At 76.5% G+C, this 1220-nt stretch carries 1 protein-coding gene; it reads right to left on the reverse strand.

Going from position 1 to position 1220, the window contains the following annotated elements:
• A partial coding sequence (locus F2B26_RS16325) for a Kae1-like domain-containing protein (protein WP_201292796.1) occupies positions 1-1220 on the reverse strand: 1220 nt, incomplete at both ends.

The following is a 1220-nucleotide window of genomic DNA, read 5'->3' on the forward strand; positions in this document are numbered from 1 at the left end:
GCGCCAGCCGCCGGCACCGGCCACGGCCGCCTCACCCACCCAGCCGGTCGGCCCGCCGTCGGTCGCGGTGGCGGCGAGCTGCTCCAGCTCGATGGCGGCCTGCGCCTCGAAGGTGATCGCCTGGCGCACCCCGAGCAGCGCCGAGACTGCGTCGAACAGCCGGCCCATCGACGTGGTCGGCGCGGCGGCCACCGAGCGGTCGAGGGCCCGGGCGAGCAGCGCGCGGGTCGCCGGGTCGGCGTGCCCGACGGGCGGCAGGTCCTCGGTCCAGGCGATCCCGGCCCGGCGCAGGTGCGCCAGCGCGAGCCGCCACGGCTCACGCACCGCGGTGTCCCCGCCGACCATCTCCACCTCGACCAGGCTCGCCCGGCGCTCGATCGCAGCCTGGCCGCGGTCCAGGACGTCGGCGCCGACCAGCAGCCACTCGCCGCCCCACGCGGTGCCGTCGTCCCCGTAGCCGGTGCCGTCGAAGCAGGCCACCAGGACGGGTGTGCCCAGCAGCCGGTTCTCGGCGAGCAACGAGGCGGCGTGCGCCCGATGGTGCTGCACCTCGACGAGCGGCACGTCGGCGAACCGCTGCGCCCAGGCGCGCGTCTGGTACGCGGGGTGGGCGTCGGTCGCCCACCGGGTCGGCGCCACCTCGTAGAGCGCCATCACGTGCGCGGCCGTCCTTGCCAGCGTCTGCTGCGACTCCCAGCCGGCCATGTCGCCCAGGTGCTGAGAGCACACCGCATCCACGCCGTCGAGCACGCACACCGTGTTCTTCAGCTCGGCGCCGACGGCGAACGTCGCAGGCAGCGCCCGGTCCAGGCGCACCGGCAGCGGGGCGTACCCGCGCGAGCGCCGCACCGGGGACGGCTCGCCGTCGACCACCCGGGTCACCGAGTCGTCGCACGGCGTCACGATCGCCCGGTCGTGGCCGAGCACGAGGTCGGCCAGGCCCAGCAGCGCCGGGACGTCCTCGTCGCGGTAGCACAGCGGCTCGTCCGACAGGTTCGCGCTCGTCATCACCAGGACGTCGGCCACCGGCACCCCGGCCGGTCCGGGGGCGAGGAGCAGGTGGTGCAGCGGCGTGTAGGCGAGCATGACGCCCAGCTCGGCCACCCCCGGCGCGACGCCGGCGGCGACCGGTGCGTCCGGGCGCCGCCGGGCCAGCACGATCGGACGCGCCACTCCGGTGAGCAGCTGCTCCTCGACCTCGTCGAGCTCGACGAGCCGGC

Origin of the sequence: Cellulomonas citrea (assembly GCF_009829685.1) — a bacterium.
GTDB classification, from domain to species: Bacteria; Actinomycetota; Actinomycetes; order Actinomycetales; family Cellulomonadaceae; genus Cellulomonas; species Cellulomonas citrea.